General features: G+C 42.8%; 20 protein-coding genes and 4 tRNA genes. 4 read left to right on the forward strand and 20 right to left on the reverse strand.

All coding sequences use genetic code 11. The features are described from left to right. The 10 genes from R7040_RS14095 to pncC all read right to left on the reverse strand — a co-directional run bounded on the left by R7040_RS14095 (nt 1) and on the right by pncC (nt 7,550). Nucleotides 1-73, reverse strand: a tRNA-Arg gene (locus R7040_RS14095). Between the two features lie 85 nt (nt 74-158). Further along, nucleotides 159-250: transfer RNA gene (locus R7040_RS14100), tRNA-Ser, on the reverse strand. Between the two features lie 29 nt (nt 251-279). Next, nucleotides 280-356: transfer RNA gene (locus R7040_RS14105), tRNA-Arg, on the reverse strand. Nucleotides 357-387: 31 nt separating this feature from the next. Next, nucleotides 388-479 (reverse strand) — tRNA-Ser (locus R7040_RS14110). 334 nt (nt 480-813) lie between these two features. Next, nucleotides 814-1,011, reverse strand: coding sequence for a carbon storage regulator CsrA (gene csrA / locus R7040_RS14115; RefSeq protein ID WP_004415691.1), 198 nt, complete (start codon nt 1,009-1,011; stop codon nt 814-816). A gap of 92 nt (nt 1,012-1,103) precedes the next feature. Further along, complete coding sequence (locus tag R7040_RS14120) at nt 1,104-2,291, reverse strand: aspartate kinase (RefSeq protein ID WP_005383803.1); 1,188 nt, start codon at nt 2,289-2,291, stop codon at nt 1,104-1,106. Nucleotides 2,292-2,503: 212 nt separating this feature from the next. Then, nucleotides 2,504-5,086 (reverse strand): alanine--tRNA ligase, encoded by a 2,583-nt coding sequence (gene alaS / locus R7040_RS14125; RefSeq protein WP_318081559.1) that lies wholly within the window; start codon nt 5,084-5,086, stop codon nt 2,504-2,506. Nucleotides 5,087-5,228: 142 nt separating this feature from the next. Further along, nucleotides 5,229-5,696 carry a recombination regulator RecX gene (gene recX / locus R7040_RS14130; protein WP_005383799.1) on the reverse strand — a complete coding sequence of 156 codons (468 nt, stop codon included), beginning with the start codon at nt 5,694-5,696 and terminating at the stop codon, nt 5,229-5,231. A gap of 127 nt (nt 5,697-5,823) precedes the next feature. After that, nucleotides 5,824-6,867 carry a recombinase RecA gene (gene recA, locus R7040_RS14135; protein WP_005380874.1) on the reverse strand — a complete coding sequence of 348 codons (1,044 nt, stop codon included), beginning with the start codon at nt 6,865-6,867 and terminating at the stop codon, nt 5,824-5,826. Nucleotides 6,868-7,067: 200 nt separating this feature from the next. Further along, complete coding sequence (gene pncC, locus R7040_RS14140; RefSeq protein WP_130545006.1) at nt 7,068-7,550, reverse strand: nicotinamide-nucleotide amidase; 483 nt, start codon at nt 7,548-7,550, stop codon at nt 7,068-7,070. A gap of 363 nt (nt 7,551-7,913) precedes the next feature. Between pncC and R7040_RS14145 the strand changes: the two genes are divergently transcribed. Next, entirely contained in the window at nt 7,914-9,164 is a 1,251-nt protein-coding gene (locus R7040_RS14145; protein ID WP_318081560.1) for a flagellin, read from the forward strand. A gap of 72 nt (nt 9,165-9,236) precedes the next feature. Here the strand turns inward: R7040_RS14145 and R7040_RS14150 are convergent, their stop codons facing one another. Next, nucleotides 9,237-10,043: a hypothetical protein gene (locus R7040_RS14150; protein ID WP_256964219.1), complete on the reverse strand. Its 807-nt coding sequence runs from the start codon at nt 10,041-10,043 to the stop codon at nt 9,237-9,239. Continuing rightward, complete coding sequence (locus tag R7040_RS14155) at nt 10,040-10,273, reverse strand: helix-turn-helix transcriptional regulator (RefSeq protein ID WP_045600524.1); 234 nt, start codon at nt 10,271-10,273, stop codon at nt 10,040-10,042. Before R7040_RS14155 ends, R7040_RS14150 begins: the two co-directional genes overlap by 4 nt. 185 nt (nt 10,274-10,458) lie before the next feature. Between R7040_RS14155 and R7040_RS14160 the strand changes: the two genes are divergently transcribed. Together R7040_RS14160 and R7040_RS14165 are read left to right on the forward strand one after the other, a co-directional pair. Then, nucleotides 10,459-11,376, forward strand: coding sequence for a hypothetical protein (locus R7040_RS14160; protein ID WP_318081561.1), 918 nt, complete (start codon nt 10,459-10,461; stop codon nt 11,374-11,376). A gap of 393 nt (nt 11,377-11,769) precedes the next feature. Continuing rightward, nucleotides 11,770-13,329 carry a diguanylate cyclase gene (locus tag R7040_RS14165; RefSeq protein ID WP_318081562.1) on the forward strand — a complete coding sequence of 520 codons (1,560 nt, stop codon included), beginning with the start codon at nt 11,770-11,772 and terminating at the stop codon, nt 13,327-13,329. Nucleotides 13,330-13,563: 234 nt separating this feature from the next. Here R7040_RS14165 and R7040_RS14170 read toward each other — a convergent pair whose 3' ends face one another. After that, on the reverse strand, nt 13,564-14,838 hold the full coding sequence (locus R7040_RS14170) for a tyrosine-type recombinase/integrase (protein ID WP_045600531.1): 1,275 nt from the start codon (nt 14,836-14,838) through the stop codon (nt 13,564-13,566). Between the two features lie 173 nt (nt 14,839-15,011). Between R7040_RS14170 and mutS the strand changes: the two genes are divergently transcribed. After that, nucleotides 15,012-17,603 (forward strand): DNA mismatch repair protein MutS, encoded by a 2,592-nt coding sequence (gene mutS / locus R7040_RS14175; RefSeq protein ID WP_318081563.1) that lies wholly within the window; start codon nt 15,012-15,014, stop codon nt 17,601-17,603. An 82-nt stretch (nt 17,604-17,685) separates the two neighbouring features. Here the strand turns inward: mutS and rpoS are convergent, their stop codons facing one another. The 7 genes from rpoS to ispD all read right to left on the reverse strand — a co-directional run bounded on the left by rpoS (nt 17,686) and on the right by ispD (nt 23,379). Then, nucleotides 17,686-18,672 carry an RNA polymerase sigma factor RpoS gene (gene rpoS / locus R7040_RS14180; RefSeq protein WP_005380887.1) on the reverse strand — a complete coding sequence of 329 codons (987 nt, stop codon included), beginning with the start codon at nt 18,670-18,672 and terminating at the stop codon, nt 17,686-17,688. An 80-nt stretch (nt 18,673-18,752) separates the two neighbouring features. Beyond that, nucleotides 18,753-19,676 (reverse strand): peptidoglycan DD-metalloendopeptidase family protein, encoded by a 924-nt coding sequence (locus tag R7040_RS14185; protein ID WP_213967845.1) that lies wholly within the window; start codon nt 19,674-19,676, stop codon nt 18,753-18,755. A 13-nt stretch (nt 19,677-19,689) separates the two neighbouring features. Continuing rightward, the gene (locus R7040_RS14190) at nt 19,690-20,316 is read right to left on the reverse strand and encodes a protein-L-isoaspartate(D-aspartate) O-methyltransferase (protein WP_005380892.1); all 627 of its coding nucleotides are present in this window, start codon (nt 20,314-20,316) and stop codon (nt 19,690-19,692) included. Then, on the reverse strand, nt 20,316-21,092 hold the full coding sequence (gene surE / locus R7040_RS14195; protein ID WP_005383788.1) for a 5'/3'-nucleotidase SurE: 777 nt from the start codon (nt 21,090-21,092) through the stop codon (nt 20,316-20,318). The genes R7040_RS14190 and surE overlap by 1 nt, the downstream gene beginning before the upstream one ends. Beyond that, entirely contained in the window at nt 21,092-22,135 is a 1,044-nt protein-coding gene (gene truD, locus R7040_RS14200; RefSeq protein ID WP_064354303.1) for a tRNA pseudouridine(13) synthase TruD, read from the reverse strand. Before truD ends, surE begins: the two co-directional genes overlap by 1 nt. A gap of 45 nt (nt 22,136-22,180) precedes the next feature. Further along, nucleotides 22,181-22,657, reverse strand: a complete 477-nt coding sequence (gene ispF, locus R7040_RS14205; protein ID WP_005380896.1) for a 2-C-methyl-D-erythritol 2,4-cyclodiphosphate synthase — start codon at nt 22,655-22,657, stop codon at nt 22,181-22,183. After that, nucleotides 22,654-23,379: a 2-C-methyl-D-erythritol 4-phosphate cytidylyltransferase gene (gene ispD, locus R7040_RS14210; RefSeq protein ID WP_064354304.1), complete on the reverse strand. Its 726-nt coding sequence runs from the start codon at nt 23,377-23,379 to the stop codon at nt 22,654-22,656. Before ispD ends, ispF begins: the two co-directional genes overlap by 4 nt. Between the last annotated feature and the right edge of the window lies 1 nt (nt 23,380).

Genomic DNA, 23,380 nt, shown 5'->3' on the forward strand with positions numbered 1-23,380 from the left:
GCGTCCTGGAGGATTCGAACCTCCGACCGCCTGGTTCGTAGCCAGGTACTCTATCCAGCTGAGCTAAGGACGCGCAGATCTTCTTGCTAAGAAGTTGTGAAGTAAATCACATTCATTTCTTACGAAACAAAAAAAAGGCCATCGGGCCAGTCAATGAATGGCGGTGAAGGAGGGATTCGAACCCTCGATACGGGATAAACCGTATACTCCCTTAGCAGGGGAGCGCCTTCAGCCTCTCGGCCACCTCACCGTTTTCATTGTTATATCTCAAAAGAGATATGGCGCGTCCTGGAGGATTCGAACCTCCGACCGCCTGGTTCGTAGCCAGGTACTCTATCCAGCTGAGCTAAGGACGCACTTTTTGTTGATAAATCAACGTTGCAAGAATGGCGGTGAAGGAGGGATTCGAACCCTCGATACGGGATAAACCGTATACTCCCTTAGCAGGGGAGCGCCTTCAGCCTCTCGGCCACCTCACCGTCTTGCGGAGGCACATATTACGTTTTACCGAAAATATGTCAAACACTTTCTTTGAAAAAATCTACGAAACTGGCTTAACCGTTGCTGATTTAATCAAAGTGACTATTAAACGAACTTTATCACTCTATTATGATGAAAAAAAGAGAGTCTTCTCTGAAAAAAAGACATTTATTTTCAAATAACTTTCTGAAGTTCGAATCAACATTATTGATGAATTCACAGCCATACTCAACACAATAGTTTCTGCAAATTTTCAAAAACAGTAAAAACTAAAAAGGCCAACCCTTCGGTTAGCCTTTTTCATTCAAACTAAGCTCTGTAAACAGGAGCGACTTAGTAGTTACCTGAAGCAACGTTGCCATTGCCTTTTTCAGCTTGAATGCGCATGTAGATTTCTTCACGGTGAACTGAAACCTCTTTCGGAGCGTTAACGCCGATACGCACTTGGTTACCTTTAACACCTAGTACAGTTACAGTCACTTCATCACCAATCATCAGTGTTTCGCCTACGCGGCGAGTCAAAATTAGCATTCTTTGCTCCTTGAGTAATCTCTAAATTTTCTTGCTACAAAGCTATTATCCAACAAAAGTTATATTTTCGTAAACTACCTTGTTAGCGAAAATCAGCCTAAAAAGGCATGTTTTTGTTGAATGTTTAATGCTTCACTAGACGTAATGTAAGCATCATGCAGAATGTTTGCTGCTGTATCCACACATTCGGGTGCTAAAACTAGCATCATAGTGAGTGCATTCGTTGCGCTGAAATTGATCTCAATATCTCGCTTTGCCAACAAATCGCATGCGTGCTCTACCATTCCATTGGCCTCAAGCCCCACTGCGGTCAACAGGCTTACCACTTCACTATTACGGATTTTGTCGCTGAACACCAGATCGAACTTGGCACATGCATCTTGTTTTATCATGATGCCTGCCCGTTCTGTTTCCTCGATCACATTCCAAATGTCGATACCCAACATCTGACATTGTTTTGTAGCACTAGATAAATGTTCTTTATCGACTTCGATTATGGCAAGGTCACGTTGAATGGCTATACCAGAGACGGCTTGATTGCCTAACTCCCCCTTTACCAGACTGCCTTCATTAACATCAAATGTCGAAAGCACGCGCAGTGGCACATTATTCTTCCATGCAAATTGCACTGAAGGTAAATGTAATACTTTCGCGCCTCGGCTTGCCATCGCTTCCATGGAAGGAAAATCGATAACCGCCAATTTTCGCGCGTTTTTCACTACACGTGGGTCACAAGTATAAATACCATCAACGTCGGTAAAGATTTGACACTCATCAGCGCGCAATGCGCCTGCCAGTGCCACAGCGCTCGTATCTGAGCCACCTCGACCTAATGTGGTGATATCCCCGTTCTCATTCACACCTTGAAAGCCTGCAACAATCACGATTTGGTCTTGCTCAAGCAATCCCAGAATTGTCTTAGTATCAATGTGTTTAATCGTTGCGTCATTGTGTTGATTATCCGTCACAATATTCGCCTGTGCTCCGGTAAGCGAGCGTGCAGCATGACCCAATTTATTGAGTGTCATTGCTAACAGTGCCATTGACACTTGCTCACCAGCAGAGAGCAAAACATCAAGTTCTCGAGCTGTAGGCACGCTATCTATCTGTTTAGCGAGGTCCATCAGTCTGTTTGTTTCGCCTGACATTGCAGACACGACAACAACAACTTGATTGCCATCATTTTTCGCCTTAATGATGTGTTCAGCAACTTGGTGGATTCTTTCAATTGAACCCACGGAGGTTCCGCCAAACTTTTGCACGATAAGGGGCTTTTTCACCAGTCTTCACCTTCCCAAGACCGAAGTCTCTTTAGAACTGCTTACATCGTCAGTATTTCCTTTTAGAAAAATTATATAAGCAGTAGTTACAACAAAAACCAAATAGCCTAAATGACTCGGTTAACTTTTGGTCAATTAAACCACTTGGCTGCTAAAAAAAATTACGCTCAATCAAAGAAACTTGATTGAGCGTAATTTTAGTAGTTAAAAGCTTATAAGCGCTCTTCTAACCAAGGCTGAACTGTTTTAATTGCCTCTGGTAGTGCGGCTACATCAGTACCACCAGCTTGAGCCATGTCAGGACGACCACCGCCCTTACCACCGACTTGCTCAGCAATCATCTTAACTAGATCACCAGCTTTTACTTTACCAGTTAGATCTTTAGTCACACCAGCAATCAGGCCAACCTTGTCACCTGTTACGTTGGCAAGCAGTACGACACCAGACCCCATTTGGTTCTTGATGTCATCAACCATAGTACGTAGGTTCTTGCTGTCAGCACCTTCAAGAGCTGCGACTAGAACTTTTGTACCATTGACTTCAACCGCTTTGCCCATGATGTTAGCGCTTTCTGCTGCCGCCATCTTATCTTTTAGCTTCTGCACTTCTTTCTCTAGCGCTTTTGCTTTCTGTGCAGATTCTGCCAGTTTCTCTTCATACTTCGCGTTTTGAGCTTCAATCGCGTCTAATGCAGCCTCGCCTGTTACCGCCTCAATACGTCGAATACCTGCAGCAATGCCGCTTTCTGAAGTGATTTTGAATAGGCCAATATCACCTGTGCTTGATGCGTGAATACCACCGCAAAGCTCTGTCGAGAAGTCACCCATAGACAGTACGCGTACTTCGTCATCGTACTTCTCGCCGAATAGAGCCATTGCGCCTTTCTTCTTAGCTGACTCAATGTCCATCACGTTGGTTTCAATCGTGTGGTTGCGACGAATTTGCGCGTTAACTAGACGCTCAACTTCTTTCAGTTCTGCTGCAGTTACGGCTTCTAGATGCGAGAAGTCGAAACGTAGGTTGTCTGCCTTCACCAATGAGCCTTTCTGCGTTACGTGCTCACCTAAAACTTGGCGTAGTGCTGCGTGTAGCAAGTGCGTTGCTGAGTGGTTTAGAGAGATAGCTGCGCGACGCTCTGCGTCAACGATAGTTGCTACTTCATCACCTTTCGCTAGAACGCCTTCTGCCATTACACCGTGGTGCGCGATTGCGTTACCTAGTTTTTGAGTGTCCTCAACGTGGAATACACCAGACTCAGTACGGATTTCACCAGCGTCACCACACTGACCGCCTGACTCTGCGTAGAATGGCGTTTCACCAAGTACGATGATTGCTTTGTCGCCCGCAGATAGTGAATCTACTTCGTTGCCTTCAACGAACATCGCAGCTACAGAGCTAGAGCCTTTAGTAGCTGTGTAACCACAGAATTCTGTTTGCGTATCAACTTTGATTGCTGCGTTGTAGTCAGTACCAAAGTTACCCGCTTCACGCGCACGTTGACGCTGCTCTTCCATCGCTTTCTCGAAACCTTCTTCGTCGATTGCGAATTCACGCTCACGTGCTACGTCGTTAGTTAAGTCAGCTGGGAAGCCGTAAGTATCGTAAAGTTTAAATACGGTTTCGCCGTCCAGTACTTTACCGTCTAGGTTATCTAGTGCTTCGTTTAGAATAGCCATACCGCGCTCAAGTGTACGACCAAAGTTTTCTTCTTCGATACGCAGTACTTTTTCAACCACAGCTTGTTGACGCTTCAGCTCTTCACCAGCCGTACCCATGATGTCAGCTAGAACGCCAACCAACTTGTGGAAGAATGCACCTTGTGCGCCCAGCTTGTTACCGTGACGAACTGCACGACGGATGATACGGCGTAATACGTAACCACGACCTTCGTTTGAAGGCATAACGCCATCCACGATCAGGAATGAACATGAACGGATGTGGTCAGCGATAACGCGTAGTGATTGGTTTGATAGGTCTTCGTAACCGATCACTTCTGCTGCTGCTTTGATAAGAGCTTGGAACACATCGATTTCGTAGTTTGAGTGAACGCCCTGCATGATTGCAGAGATACGCTCGATACCCATACCAGTATCTACCGATGGTTTTGGTAGCGGTTCCATAGTGCCGTCTGCGTGACGGTTGAACTGCATGAATACGTTGTTCCAGATCTCGATGAAACGGTCACCATCTTCTTCAGGCGTGCCAGGACGGCCACCCCAGATGTGCTCACCGTGATCGTAGAAGATTTCAGTACATGGACCACAAGGGCCAGTGTCGCCCATTTGCCAGAAGTTATCAGACTCATACGGCTTGCCGCCTTCTTTATCACCAATGCGAACAATACGATCAACGGGCACGCCAACTTTCTTGTTCCAGATGTCAAACGCTTCGTCATCGGTTTCGTAAACAGTTACCAATAAACGATCCGCTGGCAGTTTAAGAACTTCGGTTAGGAATTCCCAAGCAAAGGAGATCGCATCTTCTTTGAAGTAATCGCCAAAGCTGAAGTTGCCTAACATTTCAAAGAATGTGTGGTGACGAGCAGTGAAGCCAACATTTTCTAGGTCGTTATGTTTACCACCTGCACGTACGCAACGCTGAGCCGTAGTCGCTCGAGTGTAGGCTCGTTTTTCTAAGCCTAAGAAACAATCTTTAAATTGGTTCATACCTGCGTTTGTGAACAGCAGGGTTGGGTCGTTATGTGGAACTAACGATGAACTTTCTACGATTTGGTGTCCTTTGCTCTCAAAGAACTTGAGGAACGCGTTACGAACCTCATCAGTGCTCATGTACATGCAGCTCTTCCTGAAAATAGTCGAGTTAGAATTTTGCCGTATTGTAGATCATGCAAACAGCTGAGACTAGTTTTCTTGAGGAAAAGAGGGAGTAGGAGAAAAAATTTGAAGCAAAACAAAAATCAGTGCGGACGACTGACCGTTAATCTTCGTCCTCAAAGTTCAGCGCGTAGCTGATTTGGTCAAAACTGTAGCCACGATATTGCAGAAATCGCACCTGTTTAGCGTACTCTTTCTGGTCTTTGGCTTTAATACCTTTGAATTTCTTTTCTGCCGCCTGTTTAGCCAGTTCAAACCAATCTTGCGGCTCTTCAGCCATAGCTTGCTCAATCACCGATTCCGCAACACGCTTCTGGTTTAACTCTTGACGAATTCGACGCTCTCCATGTCCTTTGTATACATGCTGTCTAATTTGACTCTTCGCGTAACGTAAATCATCTAGATAATTATGGTCTAGGCAAAAATTAATTGCGATGTCGATGTCTGATTCTTCATAGCCCTTCATCGATAATTTTTGGTAAAGCTCATACTGACCATGATCGCGACGGCTAAGCAATTGGATAGCTGCCTCTTTGCTCGATAATGTTGGCGCCTGGCGTTTTTGGTACATGATGATCCTAAAAGTATTTTTGCTGTACAGGCTCTCAATGGCCTTTGTGATAATTCGATTTTTGATTTCAATAGATACAACAAAGCCCCGCATTGCAGGGCTTTGTCATTTATTAATCTATGAGAGATTAAAACTCTTCAGCTTGCTCTGGCGCTTCACCAGCTTCAGGCGCTTCCGCAAGTGCTGGCGCTAGCAACATTTCACGCAGTTTTGTATCGATAGTTTTAGCCACTTCAGGGTGCTCACGCAGGTAGTTACACGCATTCGCTTTACCTTGACCAATCTTATCGCCATTGTAGCTATACCAAGCACCGGCTTTTTCAACTAACTTGTGCTTCACACCTAGATCGACAAGTTCACCTTCGCGGTTAAAGCCTTGGCCGTACATGATTTGTGTGTTTGCTTCTTTAAATGGTGCTGCAATCTTATTCTTAACAACTTTGATGCGCGTTTCGTTACCTACGACTTCGTCACCTTCTTTGATTGCGCCAGTACGACGGATATCTAGACGAACAGAAGCGTAGAACTTAAGTGCGTTACCACCTGTTGTTGTTTCTGGGTTACCAAACATCACACCAATCTTCATACGGATTTGGTTGATGAAGATACACATACAGTTAGACTGCTTTAGGTTACCCGTTAGCTTACGCATTGCTTGAGAAAGCATACGTGCTTGCAGACCCATGTGGCTATCGCCCATTTCGCCTTCGATTTCTGCTTTCGGTGTTAGCGCTGCAACAGAGTCGACAACCATAACATCGATAGCACCAGAACGTGCAAGTGCGTCACAGATCTCTAGCGCTTGCTCACCTGTGTCTGGCTGAGAAACTAGCAATGCATCGATATCTACGCCAAGTTTCTTCGCGTATACAGGATCTAGAGCGTGCTCTGCATCGATAAACGCACACGTTTTGCCTTCACGTTGCGCAGCAGCAATAAGCTCAAGCGTTAATGTTGTTTTACCTGAAGATTCTGGGCCGTAGATTTCTACGATACGACCCATTGGTAGACCACCAGCACCCAAAGCGATATCAAGAGAAAGAGAACCCGTTGAGATGGTTTCTACGTCCATTGCGCGGTTATCACCAAGGCGCATGATAGAGCCTTTACCGAATTGCTTTTCAATTTGACCTAGCGCAGCGGCGAGCGCTTTCTGTTTGTTCTCGTCCATTACTTTCTCCGATTTATTCATCTTCTTTGGGCGACGAATAGTAATTCATTTTTCTTAAGCAGAAGAACTGCTCAGCAATGAAAGTTATTATACTGTTGATTCATACAGTGTCCATACCTGTATGAAAAAAATTTGGCTGACCTAAAGTCATGATTTGCTCTAGCCCTTATCAATGCTGGGCTAAAACAATTTAAGAAATTCTAGAGTAGATGTTGATACAATTGAGTCAGCGCATGCTCGACCGCTTTTTTGCGAACTTCTGCACGGTCACCAGAGAAATGCATGGTTTCGACTTGCTGCCAACTTTGGTTATCAGCAAAAGCAAAGCAGACCATACCGACTGGTTTCTCTTCACTGCCACCCCCCGGCCCTGCAATACCACTGATGGATACACCGATGGTGGCATTGGAGTTTTTAATTGCACCCTGTACCATTTCAATCACAACTGGCTCACTCACTGCACCATGCGCTTCTAACGTTGAAGCTTGCACACCAAGCATCTCCATTTTCGCTTCATTACTGTAGGTGACAAACGCACGGTCAAGCCACGCTGAACTACCAGCAATGTCAGTAATGGCGGTTGCAACACCACCACCTGTGCATGATTCTGCGGTCGTTAAAAGATGCCCGTGTTTAGCCAATAATGCGCCTAAATCGGCACTCAATTTTGTTGTTTTTTCCATAGCCAAAATGCCCTTTGTCTCTTTTTACTTGATAGGGATTCACGTATCCTAAGCCGCTACGGAAATAAACAAAAGAACTTACCTGTGAAAGCTGAACAAAAACACACTCCTGATGCAGGAGTGTTATTTGATATATATAACAACAACATACACCAACCCAACTAAAGAAGTTATACTTTTACCTATACTTATAAAAACCTTCGCGGCAAAACTCATCCTCTCAACCTCACGTTTTTATAAAAACACTAGCACGATCGGCAACATATCACCCATTCATAAAGAAAATACATACGCAACAATAAGTAACAAGTGGCACATCAATTGCTTGCTTTTTGAGTTATCTACTTTTAAAGGTGTTGTGCTATGCCATTAAATATAAATACAAACTCTGTAGCGACGTCTACGCAGAACCATATTAAGACATCAAACATTGCTCTCAAGGATGCAATGAATAAGTTGAGTTCTGGTTCTAACATAAATTCCGCTAAAGATGACGCTGCTGGCCTCCAGATATCAAACAGACTTCAAGCTCAAAGTCGAGGGTTTGAAGTTGCGATGAGAAACGCCAATGATGCGATATCAACCTTAGAAACAGCGGAAAGTGCTCTTAATGAATACACTGAGATTCTTTTCCGCGTTCGAGATTTATCTCTGCAATCTGTCAATGGATCAAACAGTAAGGAGGATAGAGATGCGATCCATCAAGAGATCACACAATTAGGAAAAGAACTAAATCATATAGCTCTTACAACTCGTTTTGCTGGGGAAAGCTTGTTTCTTGGCGAAAAAGACAATAAAAGCCTCGACAAAAAAATCACTTTCCAATTAGGACAAGAGTCTGGGCAAGCAATGATGGTAACTCTGCCCAATCTGACGCATATGCACGGCTTTCAATCTGTCGCAACATCAATGCCATCACACTTATCTGAAGGAATACCTCAAGGATGGAGAACTCAAAAAGGTGACTCAATTTCTTTCATCTACTCTCCCCAATCGAACGGCGAAAAAGAAAAAGTAATTACCTTTAATGAAGGGGAATCGGTAGAAGGAGTTGTCAACATTCTAAACTCTTCATTTAACAATGAAGTCAAGTTTTTTATTGCAGAAGAGACAAATAGTGACGGAGACAATATCCAGAAGATAGGATATGCGAGAAAACTGGAAAATAGGTCAAACGATGCAATCCATGTAGGTATATTTGATCAAAACTTTACGTCTCTACCCAACAACCGCTTAATATATTCCGCAAACCCTTTCAACTTGGGAGATCTCCAGATGGGCTTTTTAGGCTTAACAACGTTTGAGAACACTTCCTATGCAAAAAATAGCACTCATAACGACAACTCTCTATTATTCGCAAGTGACCAGCTTATCGAGCGAGTAAGCTCTTACCGCTCTAACATCGGAGCAAACATAAATAGAATTACAAGCTCTTTTAAAAACCTAGAAACACAGAACATTAATACCCAAGAAAGCAAAAGTAGAATAAAAGATACTGATTTTGCAAAGGAAACGACTAAACTGACCAAACAAAAGATAATTGGCGACGCTGCTACTAGCATGCTAGCACAATCACAGAACGTTCCTAAGAGTATACCTCAACTACTTGTCTAGCGGTGGTTTCAGAACCAACCACCGCCAACTCTAGTGTATCTCTAACATATAGCTATAGTACAGATAGAGCAATTAATCATGATGTTCTAATCGTTTGTTGCTATGTACCTTACGTAATCCAGCCCACTTTTCATCAGAGACTCCAAGAGTAAACCTTAGCTCTGAGTAACTATGGTTATCCATGAACATCAAATATTCAACTAACCTTGAACCATAGAGAACGCCTTTGACCTTCTTTCTTCTACTGTTCAAATAAAACTCACTTCCATATAGCTTGTGTGTATAGCTAAGAACTTCGACTGCATCTACTACATCGAATGGATCTTTCTGAAATGGTCTATTCTGTGTTCCTTCCAAAAACTCTGTTTCATAATAAAAGGTTCTTGATTGCTTTAATCGTTCATAAGCGAGTTCATTGTTACTCGTTTTTGGTAGTACTACATGAAAATGTGGTAACCATGCTTCAGCATAAGAGTGATAATCGACTTCAATCATGCCCCAAATAGGCCCAGTAAATCCCAGATCTCGGAAAGCTCGCCCAAACCACTTCTTAAACGCTTTTAGGTCAAAACCGATAAGCTCTTCATCATCGAGCGCTTTTCTGTATGGGATAATTGTCAATAGCTCCCACGTATCTATGTTGGATCTAGTAATTGAGCTAACTGCCGAATCTACTAAGTCAATTCTCAGGTCACGATTGCATATTTTACACGCTAAACTACCACAAGGAGTTCCTCCATAAGAGCAATCTTCTAACCGATACCTTAGTTCATTAAACCTCTTACCAGAACGTTTTAATGCTCTAATCCTCCTTTCATTTTCCCGCACTGCTAGCTCACTTGTTTCAAATCTGCTCATTTCTAAAACTGACTTTTTCATGATTGGAAATCCTCACTACTAAAATTTAAGACTCTTGGTCTTGAGAGAATCCAATCATCAACCTCAGACTCAAACCATCCAACTCTCCTCGTGTTTGAGTCGCTGCCACAATCATCAAGACGGACTGGTGGCGGGAACAAACCTTTTTCAATCTTTCTGTAGATGGTTGATTTGCTAATAGAAGTTTTCTTTATAACTTCAGTTAACTGGATAATTCGAAGAGTGCTCACAACTTTCTCCTTGTGTATTTAAGTCATAAGCGGATTTACAATTTTCCTAATTCACACCAAAAAACTACTTTTTTTGTGAGCATCACAAATTAAAATCAATGTAAAACTCAGCTAAAATGGGTAAACAAAAGAATTTACCTATCATTTTGTGAGCATCACAAATTTAAAACTTATAGAGATATTAAATGGCTACAAAAAAAGCAACCGGATTAAAGAAGAGCGAACAGCCAAAAGAATTCGAAAGATTAGAAACAGAGGTAGCCAGCTTAAGCGAGCAAATAAAGGAGCTATTTGAAACTCAGAGTTCAAAAAATGAAAGCGATGTTACGGAAGAAGCAACGGTTAGGAAACGTAAAAGCTCAGCCAAGAAAAAAGCTTCAGGTTTTACATCAAAAACTATCCATCTATCAGAAAATGTGCTTGAACGGATGGAAGATTTGGCTGACGATCTAGGACACAAAATTGGAGAAAAAGGACTTAGCAGTGAACAGCTATCGATGTTGGTTCACTTCCTTCTTGACAGCCACAAGCAACCCAAGAGCATTGAAACTCCTCAAACAGCTAAGGGGCAGTACATTTATCGTCTACATCAGATTCTAAAATACCGAAGTACAGAAATGAGTGACACTATGAGTGAAATCGTTAACTTCATGAAAGAGAAGAAGTTTGTACTTCCTAGGTTCTATGGCAGATCTAGACAAATAGACAAAAGTCAAAAATATAACTGGAGCCAAAAACTGGTTGTGTCCATTCTAGATTCAGAACAACTGAACACGAAGCTTAAGAATTTAAACGATAGAGCCAATAGACGCGGTAGAAAGCTCATTCGCAGAAAAACATCAAAAACACCGCAATCTAAAGGTTTTATTACCAATACAAAGGAATTGCCAACTCCTGCAAGCATTACCCTCCAAACGATTCAATCTCTTTTTGAGCAATCATCGCTCTATATGTTGGGACGAAAGCTTACCGATGATGAGATTCTAGACAAGTACGGGGTAGAAAAAAAAGTCCTTCTGAAAAAGATAATGAATCACTACAAGGGTAATCCAAACATAGTGCTTGAACAGTTCCTAAATGAATTATTAGCAAGATCTCGGTGACTCAATAACAAGATCCAACGTACATAAATACATCAGTTGAATTAATCCTGATCTAACCATTTATTGCTTGAGTTTTGGTGCTATCAGAGCAGATATCTTGTCCCAACTTGCTTCTGCCCCTTTCCCATCTAGATTTATTACTCATAACAATTTTTGGTATCAATGTCTGACCAAATAATTTTAATGATTCGATCTGGTTCTGACTAGCTCATAATGTGAACAATCCCCTGTCTACAGGCTTGTTGGCGCTTTAGGATTTCTTTTTGTGTGTTTGTCATCATTTTGATGTGAGTAGACAAAGGGTTGTGAGGTATAAATAGTCAATTCAATCCTTTAAGCGTATAAGTATTTGTGCGATTATGATTTGTTGAAGACGTGGGCTTGGTGGATAAAATGACAATTCAAACAAGAGAATCAAATATAAAAAAGATGCTTTATTCATGCTTGTTACTAGTTTTTGTAGTCGTGATGGCAATAACATTCATATTTAATGAATATCAAACTCAAAGAGAACGAATTTTACTTGGTTCTTCTCATGAACTACGTTCTAAAGTTGAGTCTAGCTTAGGCGTTTATAAAGATTTTTCAAATTACGTATTTAAAGAAATTGAGGATGACCAAGATATTTTTAGGTTGATGAGTGAAGCCTATTTTGGTGATGAGAGCATAAGAACATCTAATAGAAATTCAATATACTCGATGCTGGAAGAAAAGTATAAAACTCTTACAGATTTTAACTTTCGACAGTTACATTTTCACTTTGAAAATGGTGATAGTTTTTTACGTGTCCATAAACCTGAAAAATTTGGTGATAATTTATTCTCTATAAGAGAATCGGTAAGGATATCCAATAAAGAAAAGCGATTTGTACAGGGATTTGAAGAAGGTAGAATATATAACGGTTATCGATTCGTTTATCCAGTAGTATATAATGACATTCAGATAGGCACTTTAGAAGTATCCCTATCAATGGGTAGTATCGTCAATTTATTGTTTAATCTATATCCTGAACAAGATTTTTTCTTCTTGATGAATAAGGATGTTGTGAATTACAAAGTGTTTGATGATACGAAGAATAACTACATACATAGTAAAATAGCCAGTGATTACTATGTAGATAAAGACGTGCTAAATAAAAGCCTGAAAAACCTGAAGTTTACTGAACTTAAGGGTGATACTGAACTATTTAAAAAACAGCTTGATCCTCATATTAAAACTGGTAATACTTTTTCAAAAGAGTTCAATGTGAATGGAAAATATCTGATTGTATCTTTCTTATCAGTTGAAAATTTTAAAAGAGAGCACGTGGCCTATTTAATTTCAATATCAGAAGACGATACATTAATACTTATGAAAAGAAACTATCTGCTGTTTAATTTTATGATATTCATAGTGTTAATCTCATTTTTTGTAATTGTTTTTCAAAGTTATCGAAATCAAAATAAACTACTTAAAATGTCAACCATAGACTTTCTAACTCAAGTGCTAAATAGAAATAAGATGGTTGAACTATTGTCACAGGAATACGTTAAAGCAAAAAGGTATAATTCCATATATACCGTAATGATGATTGATATTGACTACTTTAAAAGCATCAATGACGAGTTTGGTCATGCTGTTGGCGATGATTATCTAGTTCAGTTTAGTAAATTAATCCATAGAAACATAAGAATTAGTGACTCTTTCGCTCGTTGGGGCGGTGAGGAGTTTGTTCTATTGCTTCCCAACACAGATGAAGACAGCTCGATGCTAGTTGCCGAAAAATTGCGAAGTTTAATAGAAAAATATATTTTTTCAGGCCCTAAAAACATAACTGTAAGTATCGGTATCTCTGAGTTCCAATTAGATGACAGTAGTCTAGAAGATGCCATAGAAAGAGCTGATACAGCACTTTATCACTCGAAAGAAAATGGCAGGAACCAAGCGACACGCTGGAGTGTGATTAAGTTTTAATCTTAATCGCCTAAAATCAGACCATTTGGCATACCTGAGCTAATCTATGAATCGCTAAGTTAGTAAAATAGCTAAAACACTTTTGTCCAAAAATGAGTTTGGTGGGCACGTTTATCCTTATCGTATAGGTTGAATCGCACCACCAGTTTTGTGAGGTTTAACCAACTAAGACACGTCACATTAGTACAAATCTGCAACCTGAAAAACCATTTAGCTTCGTAAGAGTGCTTCCAATCAAGAAATAGACTCACTCATTAGAGAATCTAAATGGTCAGCCCATTTTTGCAACCAAACTCTACACTCATCCTCATAAGAATGAAGGTCATAAGTCCCATTAATACCTTCCTTCGTATGTCCTAAAACGGCTTCAGCAACTTCTGAAGGACACTTTTTCCTAGCAAGTCCTGTTCTAACCGTTCTTCTTAAATCATGGGGAGTCCAATTGGGGATATCTAACATCATACCTTTCTGCTTCAAACTCCAGATTTTTTCAGATAAATGTTTTTGCTGAACAGGTCTGCGAGTCCTCTGAGATTGGAAAACGTAATCATTTTTATCTCGTTTTTGGTATTTGTTCTGTAGCCACTCAGCCGCTTGATTAGAAAGCATCACATGACGAACCAGACCAGTCTTAGTTTCTCTCAAAAATAGAGTTTTATTGTTCAAGTTTACATCAGACCAAGCTAAGGAACATACCTCACCTGTTCTACAACCAGTCCAGAGCGTCAGTCTCAAGATCCCCTTTTGGTTCTGACTAAAACCAGAGATTGGTAACCAATTCAAAAACTGAACAATTTCTTCATCATTGAAATAGCGTCTTCCTTTACTACAAGTTAATTTAACTTTGGATATTTTCAAGCTATCTTTAGCTTGTAGCGCAGGGTTTACAAATTCATAAGGTAAGTAACCAGTTGAAATAGCATAACGATACGCTGAAGTTAGTTCTCTAAGGACATACCCAGCTTGAACATTTGCTCCGCGCTCAACGATCCCCATAACCAAATCAGATATATCTTTACGGGTTAGGTCAATAGCTAGCTTTGAACCAATAGGTTTTACGACGTCTTTATACAGCGTTCGGCGAGCTTCCTTTTGTCCTTTAGGTTTCCTATTACTTGAACCTTCAATGTACCCTTTCAGATAATTATCAACCAAGTTTTTAACGTTGATCTTAGCGTAGCGATCTGATTCTTTAGCTTGAGTCTCTAGGAGCTTCTGTTTTTCCAATTCTCTTTTAGGACACTTACCTGCATCTCTAATAGCTTTTAAGTGCTTAAGCTCAACTCTAGCTTGCTCCAAAGACATGTCTGGATAAGTGCCAAGCTTAGCTTGAGTTATCTTGTTGTTTACCGGAGAACGATAGCGGTAAGTAAATGTCTTACGTCCTGTTTTACCAACATTAACTCGCAACCCTCTATATTCACCAACATCAACCAAGGTTTTTCCATCAGCTTTATGGTTTCTAATTGCTCGATCACTAAGAGGTTTGTTACTCTTTCCCACGGTCATATTTGTATAATCCTTAACTAATACGCAAACAACACAATATGACTATCTTAGTGTAGGAATAATCCAAAAGCTACACAAAAACCTACACTTAATTATGGGATTCACTGACACCAAGTGACACTCCATGAGACTAGAAACCACACATGGTTGGTCGTAAAACATTGAATATTATTATGAAAACATTAGAAGAAACCAATAAAAACAAAGCAACCAACCACAAACACACACCTATGATGCAGCAATACCTCAAGCTAAAAGCTGAGAACCCAGAGATTTTGCTGTTCTACCGCATGGGCGATTTCTACGAACTCTTTTACGATGATGCCAAGCGAGCTTCTCAGCTTCTTGATATTTCATTGACCAAACGTGGTGCGTCTGCAGGTGAACCTATCCCAATGGCGGGTGTGCCATTTCACGCCGTAGAGGGCTACCTGGCAAAACTTGTTCAGCTTGGTGAGTCTGTGGCGATCTGTGAACAGATTGGCGATCCGGCCACCAGCAAGGGCCCGGTAGAACGTAAAGTTGTGCGTATCGTGACACCAGGTACTGTGACGGATGAAGCGCTGCTTTCTGAGCGTGTCGATAACTTAATCGCAGCAATTTACCATCACAACGGTAAGTTCGGTTATGCGACGCTGGATGTCACCTCTGGTCGCTTCCAACTGACAGAACCAGAAACTGAAGAAGCGATGACAGCCGAGCTTCAACGCACTGCACCACGTGAGCTACTGTTCCCAGAAGATTTTGAACCTGTACATTTAATGGCGAGCCGCAATGGTAACCGTCGTCGCCCAGTCTGGGAGTTTGAGCTTGATACGGCTAAGCAACAACTCAATCAACAATTTGGCACAAAAGATCTGGTTGGTTTTGGTGTAGAACATGCGTCCTTAGGGCTGTGTGCTGCTGGTTGTTTGATCCAGTACGTAAAAGATACTCAACGTACGGCTTTACCTCATATTCGCTCTTTAACGTTTGATCATCAGGATCAATCCGTCATCCTTGATGCTGCTACCCGACGTAATCTGGAAATTACTCAAAATCTAGCAGGCGGAACCGATAACACGCTCGCTGCAGTACTCGACCATTGTGCAACTCCGATGGGCAGCCGAATGCTGAAGCGTTGGTTGCATCAGCCTATGCGTTGCATTGAAACGTTAAACAATCGCCTTGATGCGATTGGTGAGATTAAAGAACAAGCTCTGTTTGCCGATCTTCAACCAACGTTAAAGCAAATTGGTGATATTGAACGTATCTTAGCGCGCCTTGCATTACGCTCTGCTCGCCCTCGCGATATGGCTAGACTTCGCAATGCCATGCAACAGCTACCAGAGCTAGAATCTGTCACCGCTTCTTTGACCCATCCGTACCTAACGAAATTGGCGAAGTATGCAGCTCCGATTGACGAAGTATGTGACCTGTTAGAACGCGCGATTAAAGAAAATCCGCCGGTTGTTATTCGTGATGGTGGCGTCATCGCTGAAGGCTACAATGCGGAGCTCGATGAATGGCGAAAATTGGCAGACGGTGCAACAGAATATCTTGAGCAGCTTGAGCGAGATGAGCGTGAACGACACGGTATCGATACGCTTAAAGTAGGCTATAACAACGTTCATGGCTTCTTTATCCAAGTGAGCCGTGGCCAGAGCCATTTGGTTCCACCGCATTATGTACGTCGCCAAACACTCAAAAACGCTGAACGCTACATCATCCCAGAGCTTAAGGAACACGAAGACAAAGTACTTAACTCGAAGTCTAAAGCGTTAGCACTTGAGAAACAGTTGTGGGAAGAACTGTTTGATCTATTGATGCCAAACCTTGAGAAGCTGCAAAACCTAGCTTCTGCTCTGTCTCAGCTAGATGTATTACAAAACCTAGCAGAGCGTGCAGATTCGTTAGATTACTGCCGCCCAACGCTTGTGAAAGACGCAGGAATTCACATTCAAGCTGGCCGTCATCCAGTCGTAGAACAAGTAACAACAGAGCCGTTCATCGCGAACCCAATTGAGCTTAACCCAGCCCGTAAGATGTTGATCATCACCGGTCCAAACATGGGTGGTAAATCAACCTACATGCGTCAAACTGCGCTGATTGCATTGATGGCACATATCGGCTCTTATGTACCGGCAGAATCCGCACAGATTGGTTCTTTAGATCGTATATTTACTCGTATTGGTGCATCAGATGATCTTGCATCTGGCCGCTCGACCTTCATGGTAGAAATGACCGAAACAGCCAATATTCTTCACAACGCAACTAAGAACAGTTTGGTGCTAATGGATGAAATCGGACGCGGTACTAGTACTTACGACGGTCTGTCTTTAGCTTGGGCAAGTGCGGAATGGCTCGCAACACAAATTGGTGCGATGACCCTATTTGCAACTCACTACTTCGAATTAACAGAGTTACCGAACCAACTGCCAAGCTTAGCGAACGTTCACTTGGATGCCGTAGAACATGGAGACAGCATTGCCTTTATGCACGCAGTTCAAGAAGGTGCGGCAAGTAAGTCTTACGGCTTGGCTGTTGCGGGCTTAGCTGGCGTACCAAAAACGGTCATCAAAAATGCGCGTAACAAGCTATCTCAGCTAGAGCAACTGGGGCAAAACAGTGACACACCGCGTCCAAGTGCAGTAGATGTGGCTAACCAGTTGAGCCTGATTCCAGAGCCTAGCGAGGTCGAACAAGCTCTGTCAGGTATTGATCCTGACGACTTAACGCCACGCCAAGCTCTTGAAGAGCTGTATCGCTTGAAAAGGATGCTGTAAATAGACTCACACCAAGGAGCAAAAAAGAAAAAAGGCTATGGGGAACCATAGCCTTTTGCGTATCTAGTGGAATACGGATTATTTAATCGTCTTCTACGTTAAACAAGTTTTCCATATTCAAACCTTGTTTGATTAGGACTTCACGAAGACGACGTAAACCTTCCACTTGTATTTGACGTACTCGCTCACGTGTCAGACCAATCTCTCGACCAACTTCTTCCAGCGTCGAAGGCTCGTAGCCTAGTAGGCCGAAGCGACGTGCAAGCACTTCTTTCTGTTTCGGATTCAACTCTTCTAACCAATGAATCAACGATGATTTGATGTCGTCATCTTGAGTCGAAACTTCTGGATCAGAGTTGTTTGCATCAGGAATAATATCCAGCAGCGCTTTCTCACCGTCACCACCGATTGGCGTGTCGACAGAGCTAATACGCTCATTAAGGCGTAACATTTTGCTTACGTCTTCGACTGGAATATCTAATTGAGCAGCAATTTCTTCTGCGGTCGGTTCGTGATCGAGCTTTTGAGAAAGTTCACGCGCAGTACGCAGATAAATGTTCAGCTCTTTCACTACGTGGATAGGTAGACGGATCGTGCGAGTTTGGTTCATCAACGCTCGCTCTATCGTTTGTCGGATCCACCACGTTGCGTAAGTAGAGAAACGGAAACCACGTTCTGGGTCGAATTTTTCGACCGCTCGGATCAAGCCGAGGTTACCTTCTTCAATCAGATCGAGTAGTGCTAGACCACGGTTACTGTATCGACGAGAAATCTTAACAACCAAACGTAGGTTACTTTCGATCATACGTTTGCGTGCCGCTTCGTCGCCACGTAGGGCGCGTCTTGCGTAAAGCACTTCTTCTTCGGCAGTAAGTAAAGGTGAGAAGCCAATTTCGCCCAAATACAACTGAGTTGCATCTAAGCTTTTACTGCTCGCGTCAAATTCTTCACGCGCAGTCGCTTTGCTTTCTGTGGATGATGATCTTTCGAGTTCGTTATCAATGGTCTTCACTGACGCATTGTCAAATGCAAACTCTTCAACTTTGGTTACTGTGTTGCTGATACTCATAACGCCTCCCCCTGGCGAGTTAGCAAGACATGACAACTCAATATGTCGCTAAATGATGTCGCAAGTTGTTTTTCAAAGTTTTAAGGCAAATAGCGTTTTGGATTCACTGATTTACCTTGATAGCGAATTTCAAAGTGTAGTTTGACCGACTTTGCACCTGAACTACCCATGGTGGCGATTTTTTGTCCGCTTTTTACGCTTTGTCCTTCTGTGACCAGCAGTTTGTCATTATGTGCGTATGCGCTTAAATAATTGTCGTTATGCTTTACTATAATTAAGTTGCCATAACCTCGTAGCGCATTGCCTGAATAAACGACTGTGCCGGCTGCGGTTGAAACGATAGGTTGACCACGCTGTCCTGCGATGTCGATACCTTTATTTCCCTGTTCTCCCGCCGAAAAGTTCTTGATTACTCTCCCTTTTGTTGGCCACAACCACTTTGAGACTTTATCACTCTTTGCTGTGGTAGTTGGCGATTTTTGCTTCACTTTTTGGTTATCTTTTGAACCAACATACTCCTTTGTTTTCGATTGTTCAACCTTCTTTGGAGGCTGTTTTTGTACGACTTTAGGCTTAGTCTCTGTAGGTTTTTGACTAGAGTTTTTACTCGAAGGTTTAGGTTTAGAGGCTGTTGATGTTTTCGTCACTGGAGCTGGGGGGGTCGTAACAACAGGAGCCACAACGGGTTCAACTTTTTGACCATATTTAGGGGCGACATATTTCGGAGCCCAAAGTTTTAGCCTCTGTCCTGGGTAGATAGTGTAAGGCTGAGTTAACTCATTGTAACGAACAAGATCATTTACATCTTTATCTGTGACATAAGCTATGAAGTAAAGTGTATCACCTTTTTTTACCTCATAATAACTCCCTCTGTAACTCCCTCTTTCAAGGCTTGAATAGTCTTTTTTTAGGCTAGAGACAGGTGCAGGGGAATGTGCTGCACAACCAACTAGTCCTGCAGCAAACACAAAGCTAATACCAATATGACGTAGTAACTTATTCACCTATCCCTAACCCTTAAGCTAAATCACCCGCAACCAGAGGTACGAACCGAACCATTTCTACAACGGTAGAGAGATATTCGTCTCCCTTACGCTCTATTTTTAATAACTGTTGTTCCGTATCTCCAACAGGAATGACCATTTTGCCGCCATCTCTTAATTGTGAGAGAAGAGCTTGGGGAATCACTTCAGCGGCAGCGGTAACAATAATAGCATCGAAAGGACCTCGCGCTTCCCAGCCCTGCCACCCATCAGCATGCTTAGTTGAAACATTGTAAATATCCAATTGCTTCAGGCGACGCTTTGCTTCCCATTGCAACGATTTAATTCGCTCAACGGAGTATACATGATCAACAATTTGCGCCAGTACCGCGGTTTGATAACCCGATCCCGTTCCGATTTCCAGAACACGACTCGCCGGTTCTAGCTCAAGCAACTCGGTCATACGAGCAACGATATAAGGCTGAGAAATAGTTTGTCCCTGACCAATTGGTAACGCATTGTTATCATAGGCTTGGTGCATCATCGCTTGAGAAACAAAGCTTTCTCGTGGCAAGCGTTGGATAGCATCCAGAACTCTTTGGTCTTTGATGCCACTGGAGATAAGAAACGCTATCAACCTGTCAGCATGTGGGTTACTCATTACTTCTCTTCCTTTAACCAACTATCCATAGCACGCAGCGACTCGTGAGCGGTGAGATCAACTTGCAGAGGCGTCATTGAAACTCGGCCATGCTCAATTGCATAAAAGTCCGTGCCCTCTCCTGCATCTTGCTCCTTTCCTGGTGGCCCTAACCAATAAATGTCATGGCCTCTCGGATCTTTTTGCTTGATCATATTCTCTGCGTGATGACGTGCACCTAAACGCGTAACTTCAATTTCACCTAAATTCTCTGATGGTAAGTCAGGCACGTTTACGTTCAGTAGACGATTCGTTGGAATCGGCGACGCTAAATGCTGTTGTACAATTTGACGTGCAATTTTAGCGGCGGATTCGAAATGTCGCTTACCCACTAGAGAAAAAGCCACCGACTGAACGCCAAGGAAATGACCTTCCATGGCGGCTGCTACTGTTCCAGAATAAAGAACATCATCACCCAAATTAGCGCCATGGTTGATTCCTGACAGAACAAGATCAGGCAAATCATCTTTCATTAGCTCATTCAGCGCGAAATGCACACAATCCGTGGGCGTGCCTTGCACTGAGTAGATATTTGGGGCAATTTCAGTCACGCGTAATGGTTGTTCTAATGTGAGTGAATTCGAAGCACCTGAACGATTTCGATCAGGTGCGACAATGGTCACTTCAGCGATATCTCTCAACTCATCAACGAGGGCATGAATCCCTTGAGCATGAACACCATCATCATTGCTGATTAAGACTCTTAAGGGCTTCGGGTTTCGTGAATCCTGTTCCATTAGTATTCTCTTTCTACTTCAACCTCATTAACTAACTCACGAACAATAGAGGTCGCAAAAGATCCCGCATCCAGTGAGAAAGTCAGCGTAATGTTGTTACCTTCAACCGTCCAAGCTAAATCTTTTGGCTTTAGCGCAATATCGCGACGGTCGTGGCGCATGCGATTACCACGAATCAGCGCCATGAGGTCAGGCTCTTCGTCTAAAAACGGTTGCTCTAATGCCAGAGCCTCGGCTTGAGTAGGCAGTGCATTATCGCCAGCAAGCGCAGCGGTAATTGCCGCTTCACCTCGCGCAAATTGCACTTGCAGAGCAGCGATGTTGTTTGCATCAATCAACTGAGTGCCAGAATCCGTCTGTGCAATGTCACCATCAATGAACTTATCAAACACACCATTCTCTAGACGAGCTGAAACGATGCGGTTGAAAATCCACGAACGAGCCGCTGATAAATACATGCTGCGCTTGTTTTGATTGCGGGTACGAACGTTTTCGCGTCCCCATCGACGTGCTTCTTCAAGGTTGTTACCATCGTTACCAAAACGCTGACTACCAAAGTAGTTTGGCACGCCAACTTGTTGCACTTTTTCAAGACGTTGCTCTACATCCGCTATATCTGTCACTTCAGACAAAGTAACCACGAACTCGTTCCCTACTAGGTCACCAGGACGCAGTTTTTTATTGTGACGATCTGTTGCAAGGATTTCGATACTTGGGTATTGAGACAAAAACGCTGAAAAATCTGGCGTTTCACCTTTTGGTAAATGGACACTTAACCACTGTTCCGTCACCGCATGACGGTCTTTAAGACCCGCCCAGCTAACGTCTTTCGACTTAACACCACAGGCTTTCGCTAACTCGTTAGCAACGAAGCTGGTGTTCTCGCCCGTTTTACGGATACGAACCATTAGGTGCTCGCCTTCGCCCGTAAAGGCAAAACCTAAATCTTCGCGAACCTGAAAGTGCTCTGGCTGCGCTTTGATTTTTGCCGATGCAACTGGCTTACCCGTTAGGTAAGCCAATGAAGATAAAATGTCTGACATGATGTGTTTCCGCTGATATCACAGCTTAGAGGAGCAAATTGCTAGTTATTGCTTAAACAGAAGTACAACGGCTTCCGTTGCAATGCCTTCTTTGCGTCCAGTAAAACCGAGACGTTCTGTCGTCGTCGCTTTTACGTTAATGTTACTAATGTCGGTTTCTAGGTCTTCGGCTATCGCCGCACACATTGCGTCAATGTGTGGTGCCATTTTAGGCGCTTGTGCCATGATGGTTACATCAGCATTGCCGAGACGGTAGCCTTGCTCTTTGACTCGACGGTAAACGTCTTTCAGTAATTCACGACTGTTTGCGCCTTTCCATTTATCATCCGTATCTGGGAAATGACGACCAATATCGCCAGCAGCAATCGCGCCCAGCAGAGCATCCGTTAACGCATGCAACGCTACATCGCCATCTGAGTGTGCAATCAAACCTTGCTCATAAGGGATTGCTACACCACCAATAATGACTGGGCCTTCACCACCGAATTTATGTACATCGAAACCATGACCAATTCGAATCATTTTCTATCCTTTCTTTGTTCGCCGCGCTCACGGCTTAGATAAAACTCGGCTAACGCAAGATCTTCTGGCTGAGTGATTTTTATATTGTTCGCATTCCCTTGAACTAAGGCTGGCTTCTCGCCTAGCCATTCCAAAGCCGAGGCTTCATCGGTAATGGTTACACCCTGTTCTAATGCGTCAGCCAGTGCTTGAGTAAGCTGCTGAGTTTTAAACATTTGTGGAGTCAGTGCATGCCACAATGCTTCTCTATCTACCGTATGGTCGATATCTTGTACTGCGTTTGCTCGCTTCATTGTATCTCTCACAGGAGATGCGAGAATGCCACCCGTTGAGTGGGCGCAGCAAACATCAATCAAACGGTCAATGTCGGATGTTAATACACATGGCCTTGCAGCGTCGTGAACTAATACCCACTCGCTTTCCAGGTGCTCATTGACATAGTTTAGCCCTGATAACACAGAGTCTGCTCTTTCTTTACCACCAGCTACACGAATCACATCTGGGTGCTTAGCAATGGACAATTCTGGGTAATATGGGTCGCTGTCAGTAACAGCAACGACAACCTTAGAAATATTTGGGTGAGAAAGCAGTTTCTCTACGGTATGTTCCAGTACCGCTTTACCTTCGATCAATAAATATTGCTTAGGGCGATCTGCCTTCATTCTGCTCCCTACACCAGCAGCAGGCACAATTGCGATATGCGATGAGTTCATATCCAACATT

Source organism: Vibrio sp. 1069 (assembly GCF_033340555.1).

What these genes read in the sequence shown, in the direction of transcription:
- csrA (WP_004415691.1), bottom strand. Translation starts at nt 1,011, where the DNA reads ATGCTAATTTTGACTCGCCGCGTAGGCGAAACACTGATGATTGGTGAT.
- alaS (WP_318081559.1), bottom strand. Translation starts at nt 5,086, where the DNA reads ATGTACATGAGCACTGATGAGGTTCGTAACGCGTTCCTCAAGTTCTTT.
- recX (WP_005383799.1), bottom strand. Translation starts at nt 5,696, where the DNA reads ATGTACCAAAAACGCCAGGCGCCAACATTATCGAGCAAAGAGGCAGCT.
- recA (WP_005380874.1), bottom strand. Translation starts at nt 6,867, where the DNA reads ATGGACGAGAACAAACAGAAAGCGCTCGCCGCTGCGCTAGGTCAAATT.
- pncC (WP_130545006.1), bottom strand. Translation starts at nt 7,550, where the DNA reads ATGGAAAAAACAACAAAATTGAGTGCCGATTTAGGCGCATTATTGGCT.
- R7040_RS14145 (WP_318081560.1), top strand. Translation starts at nt 7,914, where the DNA reads ATGCCATTAAATATAAATACAAACTCTGTAGCGACGTCTACGCAGAAC.
- R7040_RS14150 (WP_256964219.1), bottom strand. Translation starts at nt 10,043, where the DNA reads ATGAAAAAGTCAGTTTTAGAAATGAGCAGATTTGAAACAAGTGAGCTA.
- R7040_RS14160 (WP_318081561.1), top strand. Translation starts at nt 10,459, where the DNA reads ATGGCTACAAAAAAAGCAACCGGATTAAAGAAGAGCGAACAGCCAAAA.
- R7040_RS14165 (WP_318081562.1), top strand. Translation starts at nt 11,770, where the DNA reads ATGACAATTCAAACAAGAGAATCAAATATAAAAAAGATGCTTTATTCA.
- R7040_RS14170 (WP_045600531.1), bottom strand. Translation starts at nt 14,838, where the DNA reads ATGACCGTGGGAAAGAGTAACAAACCTCTTAGTGATCGAGCAATTAGA.
- mutS (WP_318081563.1), top strand. Translation starts at nt 15,012, where the DNA reads ATGAAAACATTAGAAGAAACCAATAAAAACAAAGCAACCAACCACAAA.
- rpoS (WP_005380887.1), bottom strand. Translation starts at nt 18,672, where the DNA reads ATGAGTATCAGCAACACAGTAACCAAAGTTGAAGAGTTTGCATTTGAC.
- R7040_RS14190 (WP_005380892.1), bottom strand. Translation starts at nt 20,316, where the DNA reads ATGAGTAACCCACATGCTGACAGGTTGATAGCGTTTCTTATCTCCAGT.
- surE (WP_005383788.1), bottom strand. Translation starts at nt 21,092, where the DNA reads ATGGAACAGGATTCACGAAACCCGAAGCCCTTAAGAGTCTTAATCAGC.
- truD (WP_064354303.1), bottom strand. Translation starts at nt 22,135, where the DNA reads ATGTCAGACATTTTATCTTCATTGGCTTACCTAACGGGTAAGCCAGTT.
- ispF (WP_005380896.1), bottom strand. Translation starts at nt 22,657, where the DNA reads ATGATTCGAATTGGTCATGGTTTCGATGTACATAAATTCGGTGGTGAA.
- ispD (WP_064354304.1), bottom strand. Translation starts at nt 23,379, where the DNA reads ATGTTGGATATGAACTCATCGCATATCGCAATTGTGCCTGCTGCTGGT.